This is a genomic window from Acidovorax sp. HMWF018 (genome assembly GCF_003061035.1).
GTDB classification, from domain to species: Bacteria; Pseudomonadota; Gammaproteobacteria; order Burkholderiales; family Burkholderiaceae_C; genus Acidovorax; species Acidovorax delafieldii.
In genome coordinates this window covers 1-11,120 of sequence record NZ_QAIM01000057.1, presented here as the reverse complement: position 1 = coordinate 11,120, position 11,120 = coordinate 1, and the positions used below count along the sequence as shown (strand labels likewise).

At 65.2% G+C, this 11,120-nt stretch carries 10 protein-coding genes; 2 read left to right on the top strand and 8 right to left on the bottom strand.

The features are described from left to right. Positions 1–54 precede the first annotated feature (54 nt). The 3 genes from DBR23_RS02085 to DBR23_RS02075 form a co-directional block, all read right to left on the bottom strand. Entirely contained in the window at positions 55–270 is a 216-nt protein-coding gene (locus tag DBR23_RS02085; protein ID WP_108497152.1) for a putative motility protein, read from the bottom strand. Between the two features lie 100 nt (positions 271–370). Continuing rightward, on the bottom strand, positions 371–1,786 hold the full coding sequence (locus tag DBR23_RS02080) for a dihydrolipoyl dehydrogenase (RefSeq protein ID WP_108497151.1): 1,416 nt from the start codon (positions 1,784–1,786) through the stop codon (positions 371–373). Between the two features lie 154 nt (positions 1,787–1,940). Further along, positions 1,941–2,534, bottom strand: coding sequence for a YigZ family protein (locus DBR23_RS02075; RefSeq protein ID WP_108497150.1), 594 nt, complete (start codon positions 2,532–2,534; stop codon positions 1,941–1,943). A 226-nt stretch (positions 2,535–2,760) separates the two neighbouring features. On the opposite strand from DBR23_RS02075, the gene DBR23_RS02070 reads away from it, so the two are divergent. Next, positions 2,761–2,961, top strand: coding sequence for a hypothetical protein (locus DBR23_RS02070; protein WP_108497149.1), 201 nt, complete (start codon positions 2,761–2,763; stop codon positions 2,959–2,961). A 41-nt stretch (positions 2,962–3,002) separates the two neighbouring features. On the opposite strand, the gene DBR23_RS02065 is transcribed toward DBR23_RS02070, so the two are convergent. Continuing rightward, positions 3,003–3,548 carry a GNAT family N-acetyltransferase gene (locus DBR23_RS02065; RefSeq protein ID WP_108497148.1) on the bottom strand — a complete coding sequence of 182 codons (546 nt, stop codon included), beginning with the start codon at positions 3,546–3,548 and terminating at the stop codon, positions 3,003–3,005. Between the two features lie 63 nt (positions 3,549–3,611). Then, complete coding sequence (locus DBR23_RS02060; RefSeq protein WP_108497147.1) at positions 3,612–4,574, bottom strand: bifunctional helix-turn-helix transcriptional regulator/GNAT family N-acetyltransferase; 963 nt, start codon at positions 4,572–4,574, stop codon at positions 3,612–3,614. 191 nt (positions 4,575–4,765) lie between these two features. Between DBR23_RS02060 and DBR23_RS02055 the strand changes: the two genes are divergently transcribed. Beyond that, complete coding sequence (locus DBR23_RS02055; protein WP_108497146.1) at positions 4,766–7,180, top strand: YgiQ family radical SAM protein; 2,415 nt, start codon at positions 4,766–4,768, stop codon at positions 7,178–7,180. A gap of 182 nt (positions 7,181–7,362) precedes the next feature. Here DBR23_RS02055 and DBR23_RS02050 read toward each other — a convergent pair whose 3' ends face one another. The 3 genes from DBR23_RS02050 to DBR23_RS02040 all read right to left on the bottom strand — a co-directional run. After that, positions 7,363–9,795 carry an EAL domain-containing protein gene (locus DBR23_RS02050; RefSeq protein WP_233250230.1) on the bottom strand — a complete coding sequence of 811 codons (2,433 nt, stop codon included), beginning with the start codon at positions 9,793–9,795 and terminating at the stop codon, positions 7,363–7,365. Positions 9,796–10,116: 321 nt separating this feature from the next. Further along, complete coding sequence (locus DBR23_RS02045) at positions 10,117–10,578, bottom strand: hypothetical protein (protein WP_056065035.1); 462 nt, start codon at positions 10,576–10,578, stop codon at positions 10,117–10,119. Between the two features lie 200 nt (positions 10,579–10,778). Then, on the bottom strand, positions 10,779–11,120 hold a 342-nt coding region (locus DBR23_RS02040), incomplete at its 5' end, for a DUF1294 domain-containing protein (RefSeq protein ID WP_233250229.1).

The following is an 11,120-nucleotide window of genomic DNA, read 5'->3' as shown; positions in this document are numbered from 1 at the left end:
GGCTGTCGCCTGCGCGTTTGCGCTGAGGTGCCCAGACGGGAGGGGCTTAGCCTATCAGGCGAAGGTGTTGACGTTGGTGCCCAGTGCGCCGCTGGTGGCCAGCTGGGGTTGGGGCATGGACTGCTGCATGGCGTCGATCATGGTGGCGGCCGATACCGCCTGCATATCCAGCGCCTTTTTCAGTACCACCATGTTCAAGGCGTCCGATGTCTTGGCGCTGGCCAGGTTGGTAGCGGTGTTGACGATGCTGTTGGTCAGGGCGACGTCCATGGTGACTCCTCGGGGCAATGGGGGGTTATCGGCGCGGCAGAACGCGGCTTGAGCGTTGTTACATGTTCAGCGGTCGTGGACCTGCCCTGTAGTGCTCCGCCTAGTCCAGCGCGGGTACCCCAAGGGCTGGGCAGGCGGCCAGGTCGGAGGCGTGGGTGTGTGGCAGCTGGCGGGCTGCGTCGCGCAAGGCGGTGCGCAGGCCTTCTTCCAGCGTGGGGTGATAGAAGGGCATGCCCAAGAGGTCGTGCACTGTCAGTTGCTGCTGCACGGCCAAGGCCAGCAGGTGCGCCAGGTGCTCGCCGTCAGGGGTGCACAGCTCGGCGCCCAGCAGGCGACCACTGGCATGGTCTGCATAGACGCACAGGCGTCCATGGTTGCGCTGGGCGGTGCGGGCACGGCCCTGGTTTGTGTAGCTGGCGGTGCCGGTGACGGTGCTGTGCGCGTCCATGTCGGCCACGCGCGGTCCCACCACGGCCACGTTGGGGTCGGCGAACACGATGGACAGCAAGGTGCGGCGTCGAAAGCGCGTGGGATTGGGGGCCAGGGCGTTCAGGCCTGCAATATGGCCTTCATCGGCCGCCTCGTGCAACAACGGGGTGTGGGTGTTGGCGTCACCCGCCAGAAACACCGGCAAATTGCCAATTTGCTGGGTTTGTGGGTCTACGGTGGGCAGGCCGCGCGCATCCAGCGGTACGCCCAGTGTCTCCAGTCCCAGGTGCTCAATGTTGGGCACCCGGCCCATGGCAGCGATGACCTGGTCCACTACCACGCGGTTGGCGCCGCTGGCGACTTCAATGCCTCCAGGCACTTCGCGCAGCTGCGCCTCGGCGCCCATGTGCAGCACCATGTCCTGCTTGAGCAGGGCCGCCAGCTCGGCATTCAGCGTTGGGTCGCTCAAGCCAGCCAGCGTGTGGCCAGTGGTGAACGCAGCCACCTGCAGGCCCAGCCGCGCGAGCGCTTGCGATAGCTCCACTCCAATCGGGCCCATGCCGATCACTGCGATGCGGGGGCCTAGGGTCGGTTGTTCGAACAAGGTGTCGGTGGTGAGCATGCGGTCGCCAAACGCCAGCCATGCCTCGGGCAAACGGGGGCGTGATCCCGTGGCGATGATGATGCTGCGCGTGGCGTAAGCCGTGCCATCAATGTCCACCGAACGCGGCCCCAGCAGCGTGGCGCGCCCTGACACCTGGTTGCTGCCCAGGTCATTGGTGGCTTTGAGGGCGCCCGCCACGAAGTCGTCGCGCAGTGCGCGCACGCGCTGGAGCACGGAAGGCAGGTCCGCGGTCAATGCACTGGCGCCCCGAAGGCCAAATGCTTCAAAGGTGTGGCGACGGTGGAAGGCGTTGGCCGCCTCGATCAGCGCTTTGGACGGCATGCAGCCCACGCGGGCGCAGGTAGTGCCCCAGGGGCCTTCATTGACAATGAGGTAGCGGTCGGTGCGCTTGCGCACTTCACGCAGCGCGGCCAGGCCCGCCGTACCTGCGCCAATGATGATGGTGTCGAGCGGTTGGGCCATGGGGCTTTCTCGGAGTCTGAAAACCTGGAGTGTGACGCGCGAACCGCCGCAACGTTGTAGGCGCACAGGCCGTTTCAGTGAGGCCGCTGAGAGCGCTTGCACGCATGTGAAAACCGAGCTTGTTGCCCTTTGCGGGCCGGGTCTCGGCGTCCGGTCAGGCCCCGGGGTCCGTCCAGCCCACACGGCCTTGCCCGTGGTCGTTGATGCGTTGGACAAAAGGGGCGGCTTGCGTCTGGGGCAGGCGCAGCTGCAAGGTGACCAGCGTGCCATGCTGCACGTCCACCAATTCGGCGCCAGCAGCTTCAATTTCGCGGCGCAGCAGGCCTTCCAGGGCATAGGGCACCTGGCACTGCAACAGGGCCATGCGCTGCAGCGTGACCTTGGGGGCCGTCAGCAGTGCCTGGGCAACGGTGTCGGTGTAGGCGCGCACCAGGCCGCCCGCGCCCAGCTTGACGCCGCCAAAGTAGCGCACCACCGTGGCCAGCACGCCTTCCAGGTCCTGGTGGCGCAACACGTCCAGCATAGGGCGGCCGGCGGTGCCGCCGGGCTCGCCGTCGTCCACCGCAGCCGACTGTCCGCCCGCCAGTAGCGCCCAGCAGATATGGGCTGCGCCAGGGTGCTGATTCCACAGCGCATCCACTGCCGCCTGCGCGCTAGCGCGGTCGGCCATGGGCTGCACGCAGCCGATGAAGCGGCTTTTCTTGATGATGAGTTCGCTGTGCGCCGGGGCAGCCAGAGTCTGGGGCATGGGGCAGCGAGTGTACGGCGAGCGCTTTGGGTGCCAGCAGGGGGCCGTGTGTGACGGAAGTCACAGCACGGACCCTGAAGGGTGTGGATCGGCACAAATCGCGTTGGGAATGTGCGTTCTGTCACACATGCCATAGGCGTGCGTTCCTACACTGCGGACATGTTGCTGTGGACTACGCTGTTGCTACGCATTTGAAAGCACTCGGGCCATCAGAAAAGGAACCGCCATGTTTGCCACTTCGCTCCCTGCACCTTTGCCTACCTCCCTCGCCGGCCATCTGTTTGGCCGTTTCATCTCTTCCGCGGTCTCCCAGGCATCGGGCGCCAGCTCGGTGGCATCGACCGGCGCGATGCCAAACGCAGTGGAAGAGCACGACGAAGAGATGCCGGACCTGGCGCAGCGCGTGCGGGAAATCGGTGAGTGGTGATACGGCGTGCTGCGTAACGTAACAAGCCACGCAGCGTCCCTTCAGCCGGTGTTGCCCACGCAATCGTCTACTGCGCCCAGGTCGCGTGCCATGAGCACACTGGTGTAGTTGGTCAAAGGGCGCCAGTCGCACTCGCCGACCACCCGGTAACCCCAGGATTCATACATCGCTATCAAGGCCGTGGCCGGTTGCGCAGTGTCCAGCGCCATCACCCGGGCGCCCGCTCTGCGGGCATAGTCCAGGGCATAGGCGTGCAGCTGTGTGCTGTAACCCCGGCCTTTGGCGTCAGGGGTAATGCAGAACTGGCACAAAGACCACACCGAAGGGTCGCGGTACAGCGGCACCGAGGATTCGGGTTGCGGCGGTCGCAGCGTGACAGTGCCCACATAGTCTTCGCCGTCCAGCATCACCAACCCCGTGCCTGAAGCAAACCGCTTCGCCGTATCTTCCACAGACTGGTGGGTGCCCCAGTAGCGCAGACCCCGCAGCGCGTGGGGTGCATAGGCGCAGTGGATGAGGGTGGTCAGGCGTGCGAGGTCATCGTCGGCCGTGACCGGGCGAATCAAAAGCGAATCGGACAAAGTCATCGAGATACTCCGTGGCCTCGCGTTGAAGGCCGCTGGTCGGGCAGCGGGTCGTGTTGCCTCATTTCAAAGCTCTAGCTCCCAGGTCTCTCCCACCAATTGCTGACCAAAGCCTTCGTAGGGCTCGGTCTTGACCAGCCGAAAACCGCGCTGACCGTAGATGCCACGCGCAGCTGTGAGGCAGCTGTTGGTCCATAGAACCATCTTTTTGTAACCTTTTGCACGCGCAAAGGCAATGCATTCGTCGGTGAGGCGGGCGCCCAGGCCGAGGCCCCTGGCTTTGGGGCTGAGGATGAGCATGCGCAGCTGCGCCGTGGTGGCCGATTTGCGCACCACAAACACCGAGCCCACGCGCTCGCCATCCAGCTCGGCGATCCAGGCTTTCTCCCATGCGGGCTGGAACTTGCGCAAGAACTGCGCTGCGATGTCTGCCACCAAGGCCTCAAAACGGTTGTCCCAGCCGTACTCGCGCCCATAGATCTCGCCATGCTGCTGCACTACCCAGCCCATGTCGCCTGGCAAAGGGTCGCGCAGGACGGCGATTCGGGTGCCATCCGCCGCGTTGGAGGGGGAGGACAGCAGGGTTTCGATCCGTTCCATGGCCTCCACGACCTCCTGGCGCCGAGCCGGGGGCAAGGGGGCGAGCAGTGCGGCAGCTTCGTCGCGCGAACGCTGCTGCAGCGGCTCGAACGCCTCGCGTCCGGCAGTGGTGAGCGTGACCAGGCTTTGCCGCGCGTCCTTGGTGTTGGCATGCCGTTCTATCCACCCGGCCTGCTCAAAACGCCGCAATATCCTGCTCATGTACCCGCCGTCCAGCCCCAGTTCCCGCGCGAGTTCGCTGGCCACAGGGGCCTCGCGATGGGCCAGCTCGTAGAGCACGCGCACGTCAGTCAGCGATAGGTTGCTACCCAGGTACGGGTCCAGCACGCCAATGCGGCGGGTGATGAAGCGGTTGAACCGGCGCACGGCTTTCACCGCGCTCGCAGGCACGGGGACGGACTCGGGAAGGGTAGAGGTGTTGTCGCTCATGAATGCCTCTGTCAGTTAATTAATTGGCAAAAGCAAGTATATGCCTGACGGCCATCAAGCCTGTAACAGTGAGGGGCAAGGGCTGCCAAGGCGACAAAAACCGTCCGCCAACGTAAAATCACGGGTTATCCACCACAGACGCGCCCCACGAAGGCCCCCATCGCACCGGGGGCGGCCGCGACCCCCTTTGCATGAACGCCCCCGTTGACGTCTCCTTTTTTGCGCGCGCCGCAAAGCCCTTGACCAGCTACCGTCCGTACTGGGCCAAGCGCTTTGGTACGGCACCGTTCCTGCCGATGAGCCGCGCCGAGATGGAGAAACTGGGCTGGGACAGCTGCGACATCATCCTGGTGACGGGCGACGCGTATGTGGACCACCCGAGCTTTGGCATGGCCGTGATCGGCCGCACGCTGGAGGCGCAGGGCTTTCGCGTGGGCATCATCGCCCAGCCCGACTGGCAGAGCGCCGAGCCCTTCAAAGCGCTAGGCAAGCCCAACCTGTTCTGGGGCGTGACGGCGGGCAACATGGATTCGATGATCAACCGGTACACCGCCGACCGGAAGATCCGCAGCGATGACGCCTACACCCCCGGCGACGTGGGCGGCAAGCGCCCCGATCGTGCGGCCATCGTCTACAGCCAGCGCTGCCGCGAGGCCTACAAGGACGTGCCCATCATCCTGGGCGGCATTGAAGGCAGCCTGCGCCGCATTGCGCATTACGACTACTGGAGCGACAAGGTGCGCCGCTCCATCGTGGTGGACAGCAAGTGCGATCTGCTGCTGTACGGGAACGCCGAGCGTGCGCTTGTTGAAGTGGCCCACCGCATCGCAGCGCGTGAACCGGTGGAGCAGATCACCGATGTGCGCGGCACGGCCTTTGTGCGCCGACCGGACGACGAGAGCGGCAAGGGCTGGTTCGAGATCGACTCCACCACGGTGGACGAGCCCGGCCGCGTAGAGGCGCACATCAACCCGTACATGACCACCAGCGAGCAGGCTGCGGCTCAAGGCAGCACCTGCAGCAAAGAGGATGGGAGTGCTACTGATTCTGTAGCGGGCACCGCAAATAGGACCAGCGCTACCGGCCAAAACAGCCCCAACCCTGCCATTCAGCCGATCCAGTTTGTTGCCAATCCGGCGCTCAAGGCCAAGCTCAAGGTGCCCCCGCGCGAGAAGAGCGTGATCCGCCTGCCCAGCTACGAGCAGGTGAAAAGCGACCCCGTGCTCTACGCCCACGCCAACCGCGTGCTGCACTTGGAGACCAACCCTGGCAACGCGCGTGCATTGGTGCAGGCCCACGGCGAGGGTGTGACGGCGCGTGACGTGTGGATCAACCCGCCCCCCATCCCGCTGACCACGGCTGAGATGGACTACGTGTTCGACCTGCCTTACGCGCGTGGCCCGCACCCCAGCTACGCCGACGAAAACGGCAGTCATGACGGCGCGACCAAGATCCCCGCGTGGGAGATGATCCGGTTCTCCATCAACATCATGCGCGGCTGCTTTGGCGGCTGCACCTTTTGCTCCATCACCGAGCACGAGGGCCGCATCATCCAGAGCCGATCGGAAGATTCGATCATCCAGGAGATCGAGGACATCCGCGACAAGGTCAAGGGCTTCACAGGCACCATCAGCGACCTGGGTGGCCCCACGGCCAACATGTACCGCCTGGGCTGCCGCAGCCCCGAGATCGAGGCCGCCTGCCGCAAGCCCAGCTGCGTATACCCCGGCATCTGCCAGAACCTCACCACCGACCACGGCCCGCTGATCAAGATCTACCGCCGTGGCCGCGCGCTCAAGGGCATCAAGAAGATCCTCATCGGATCGGGCCTGCGCTATGACCTGGCGGTGAAATCGCCCGAGTACGTGAAGGAGCTGGTACAGCACCACGTGGGAGGCTACCTCAAGATCGCGCCCGAACACACCGAGCAGGGCCCGCTCACCAAGATGATGAAGCCGGGCATCGGCAGCTATGACAAGTTCAAGCAGATGTTTGAGAAGTTCAGCGAAGAGGCGGGCAAGAAGCAGTTCCTGATCCCGTACTTCATCGCCGCGCACCCAGGCACCAGTGACGAGGACATGATGAACCTCGCCATCTGGCTGAAGAAGAACGGCTTCCGCGCCGACCAGGTGCAGACCTTCTACCCCAGCCCCATGGCCACGGCTACGGCCATGTACCACTCGGGCCGCAACACGCTGACCCGCGTGCGCCGCGAAATGCGCGATGTGGATGAAGAGTCTGTGGACATCGTGCGCGGCGAAAAGCGCCGCCGTCTGCACAAGGCCTTCCTGCGCTACCACGACCCGAACAACTGGCCGCTGCTGCGCGATGCGCTCAAGGCCATGGGCCGGGCGGACCTGATCGGCAACGGCAAGCACCACCTGATCCCGACCTTCCAGCCGCTCACCGACGGTGGTTACCAGAGCGCGCGGCGCAAGAACTCGACCCCGACGGGGGCCAAGCCCGCCGTGGCACCGGCGTCGCGCACGGTGCAGCAGCCCACCAAGGGGCGCATCCTGACCCAGCACACGGGCCTGCCACCGCGCGTGACCGGGGGCGCGGCCAAGCCGGCTGCTGGCGGCAAACCGTTCAAGAAAGCGCGATAGTCCGCTGCCTGCTTGCTTGCTTGCTTGCGTGGCGTGGCGTGGCGTGGCGTGGCGTGGCGTGGCGTGGCGGGCAGGGCGTCCATCTGCCCATTGCATCTGCAGGCTGAAACGGGGCGCTGGCATGCCGCGCCAACGGCATCGGTGGGGTGGCGGGACTCAGGCGCGTCAGGCCCGCGCGGTGGTCAGGCGGTGGTGTAGTCCCTTGCCAGACATTCCGACAGCGGCACGGGCTTTGCCACCGCATAGCCTTGGGCGTAGTTCACGCCGATGAGTCGCAACGCATCAACGGTGGCGTCGGACTCGGCGAACTCGGCAATCGTCTGCTTGCCCATCACATGGCCGATGCGGTGGATCATTTCCACCATGGCACGGTTGGTGGGGTCTTGCAGAAGGTCTTTCACGAAAGCGCCGTCGATCTTGAGGTAGTTCACCGGCAGGTGCTTGAGGTAGGTGAAGGACGACATGCCCGCGCCGAAGTCATCGAGCGCGAACCGGCAGCCCAGTTGCTGCAGCTCCTTCATCAGGCGCACTGCGTTGGGCAGGTGCGATATCGCGCTGGTCTCGGTGATCTCGAAGCACAGCAGCGCGGGGTCCAGCCCGGATTCGGTGAGCGTGGTACGGATGTATTTGAGCAGGCTGTCGTCGCCCAGGCTGGTGCCCGAGAGGTTGATGGCGCAGGTGTGCAGCGGCTGGGCGCCCGGGGTGCGCTGGTGCTGCGCCAGCGCCTGCAGTGTGTGGCGGATCACCCAGCGGTCGATGGACGGCATCATCCCGTAGTGCTCGGCGGCCGGGATGAAGGTGCCGGGCGCCACCAGCTGGCCGTTTTCCTCCTCGCGCAGGCGCAGCAGCACCTCCATGTGCAGGCCTTCATCACCGGTGCCTTGCAGCGCGCGGATGGTCTGCGCGTACAGCTGGAAACGGTTGTGCTCCAGCGCCAGGCGCAGGCGCCGCACCCAGTCCATGTCGCCTTCGCGCCGGGTCATCTCGATGTCTTCGGGCTGGTAGATGAACACCCTGTTGCGCCCACCTTCCTTGGCACGGTAGCAGGCCATGTCGGCCACGCGCATGGCCTCCTGGATGGAGGTGAGCGCTGGGATGAGCTGCACCATGCCGATGGAGAGGCCCGTGCTGAGCTGCTGGCCTTCCCAGGCCAGGCGCAGGTCCTGGCCAGCCTGGCGCAATTGCTCTGCAATGCGCGCCGAGGGGCCAACGGGGCAGTCCTTGAGCAGGATGCCGAATTCGTCGCCGCCCAGCCGTGCCAGGGTGTCCCCTTCGCGCAGGTGGCTTTGCAGCATGCGACAGACCTCCCGCAGCATCTCGTCGCCGGCCTGGTGGCCGCAGGTGTCGTTGATTAGCTTGAACTGGTCCATGTCCACGTAGAGCAGCGAGCCCTCACGGCCCGGCTGGCGCGGGTGGCTGAGCAGGGCTTCAAGCCGGTGCTCGAACTCGCGGCGGTTCACCAGGCCCGTCAGCGCATCATGGCTGGCCTGCCACGAGAGCTGCTCTACATAGTGCTGCTCGCGCGTGACGTCGTGCAGCGCCAACACCGCCCCGGTCAGCACACCCCGGTGCCGGATGGGAGAGCCCACCAGCCTCACCGGAACGATGCTCTGGTCCGGTCGCACCAGGGTGCGGTGGATGTTGCCCTTGGCGGCACCATCGCTGCGCAGCAGCGTCTGCACCAGGGCGTCGGCCGACAGGGGTGGTGCATCACCTTCGAAGACCAGCAACTGCGCCAGAGGTTGCCCGGTGGCCAGGGCGGCCGGGCGGGCCAGCAAGGTTTCTGCGGCAGGATTCATGTAGGTGACCTCGCCGTGGATGTTGGTCGTCACCACGGCATCGCCAATGGCGGCCAGCGTGGTGCGCGCCAGTTCCCGCTCGACCTCTAGGGCGCGCTCCGCGTTCTGGCGCTGGGCCAGCAACTTGTGCGTGTGCCACAGGGTCAGAAGAATCAGCACCAGGGCGATGCCCATGTTGGTCCACATCAGCAGGAGCACGATGTGGCGCGAGCTTTCGCCCAGGGCGTCGCTGAAGTTCCGGGCCGCCGGGGTCACGCCCGCGTTGATCTCGCGGATGGTGTTCTGCCACCGTTCGCGCGTGGGGGCGTCCGCCGTGCCGGCGGTGTTGCGCTGGTGGATCTCGTGCGACAGCTCGCGCAGCGCACGGATGTACTCGTCGCCCACCAGCCATTGGTCTACCGGCTTCTTCACCAGATCAAAGCCGTCAAAGTAGCGCAGCAGCCAGATCAGGCCGTCAATGTCATCGGGGTGGTTGCCACCGCGCAGAAAGCCGTCACGCGCCACATCCGTCTGCACCTGGCCTGGCTCCAGGGCCAGCCGGGCCGCCCGGTCGCCCAGCGGGATCTCCATGGCGCGGGTGAACCCTTCAAAGGCCTGGGGGGAGCCGGTGATGGCGTACTGGTTCAGAAAATAGATGGCGTCTTTCTGGCCTTTGGTCCATAGGCTTTCGCCTGCGACGAAGGCACGCACTGTGGACAAGATATACAGGCTGGCCGTGGCGCACACCGCCAGCAGCAACACCATGGTGATGAAAGGCCAGGTCACCCGCAACGTCAACGGCACAGGCCTTCGCTCGACCGGCTGCAATACATCCATGGATGGGTCCCTCGCCTCGTGCCAAGCTTGCTTGCGCCAGTGATGCCTGGTGGCCCCATCCGGCGCGCCCTCATCAGTGTGTCCGCATGCTCCATCAATGCCCGCGGTCCAGGGTTGTCCTGGAACGGGTGGCTGATTCGGCGGTGCGGTGCTTCCGACCCACTATATAGAGATCAACTTGCCAGCGCATGCAAAGTTTGGCAACCCCTTGTGCCTGCGGGGAATGGCCGCCATGCCGATGCGCACCCGCACCTGAACCTGCGCGCGGCGGGCCATCGCTGGCTCCGCCCAGGTGTTGCCCGGCCTGACAGAAGCCGGTGTTTACGGCGCCGCAGCGTGGGTGCCCACCAGCACGGACTGCGGGCCATCGTCTGCGGGCTGCGAGATCAGGTCTTCGATGATGAAGGTGCGGTAATAAAACGCCGTGACCGCGCCTTCGGGGGCAATCGCTGCCACCAGCGTGTCGGTGTCGTCCTTGTCGTTCACTGCGATCAGAATGCCGTGGTGGCCGGAGCCCGCCAGGTCGGCAATGCGCCGCACCATGTCGCCTTCGGCGCCCACAGATGGCAGCGGCGCATCTGCAGTGCCCAGGGTGTGCACAATTTCTTGCAGGATGACTTCGGGGCTGGCATAGGCGACATCGCCCTGATGGCCTGCTGCCTGCAATGCGAGTGCGGCCTGGCGCGCGCAGTCCTCGTCGGGGAACAGCGCAAACACCTGGCCGGTGGGGTAGAAAACGCCGCCCATGGTGGTCATGGTGGAATCAAGGACGAGGGGTTTCATGGGCATCTCCCGAAGTGTTTCAGACCTTTGGGATTGAAACCGGGCCTCCCGGCGCGCTGTGTAGGCCAGCGGGCCATCTGTGCGTCAGCCCGCTTTGCGTTGCAGGTGGCTGGGTAACAAGAATATGTGCCAAAAGCGCTTGGTGCGCTAGTGCTTCATGGGTTGATTGCTATCAATTTATTAGTTTTTGACCGCATCTGCTAGCCCAGCCATCCGCCCAGCCAGGCCCCCAGCGCCGCGCAATGCAGCACCACCGTTGCCCAATACACCGCGCGAAACTCCGCCTTGCGGGATTTGTGCCGCAGCCACTGCTGGGCCCACCATGCGCCGGGCCAGCCGCCTGCAAGGCTCAGAAGGTGCAGGTGGCTTTCCTTGGTGCGCCACCGGCCGTTTTGCGCGGCGCTTTTGTCGATGGCGTAGACCAGAAAGGTCAGGAGATTGACGGCGACCGCCGCGCCCAGCACCCACCACGGTAATCGGCCTGCCCAGAGGCCCCAGGCCAGCAGCCCCGCCCAGCCGAGCATGAGTAGCCGTATCAGCGC